This window comes from Dietzia sp. DQ11-44 (assembly GCF_014145205.1).
Taxonomy (GTDB): Bacteria; Actinomycetota; Actinomycetes; order Mycobacteriales; family Mycobacteriaceae; genus Dietzia; species Dietzia natronolimnaea.
In genome coordinates, this window is record NZ_JAALEC010000654.1 from 1 (window position 1) to 314 (window position 314).

The 314-nt window shown below is 74.2% G+C and carries 1 protein-coding gene; it reads left to right on the forward strand.

The window, feature by feature from the left end; genetic code table 11:
• Positions 1-314 (forward strand): ATP-binding cassette domain-containing protein (locus G6018_RS15060; protein ID WP_182640057.1); only part of this gene is annotated, 314 nt, incomplete at both ends.

Sequence of the window (314 nt, forward strand, 5' to 3'; positions counted from 1 at the left end):
TCCGCCGCTTCACCGGTCCGTGGCGCCGCCCGTCCGCCGCCGATCGACTCGCGGTCGACGAGGCCCTGGACCGGGTCGGGTTGTCGCCGATCGCGGGGCGGCGCATCGGCGAGCTCTCGGGCGGTCAACGGCGACGGGTCCTGCTGGCCCGCTGCCTGGCCCAGGAGGCCGAGCTGCTGCTCCTCGACGAACCGTTCAGCGGCATGGACGCCGGCAGCGAGGAGGTCTACATCGACGTGCTGCGCGAGCTCACCGCCTCGGGGCGGACCGCACTGGTCTCCACCCACCACCTGGGCACGGTCGAGCGGCTCCCA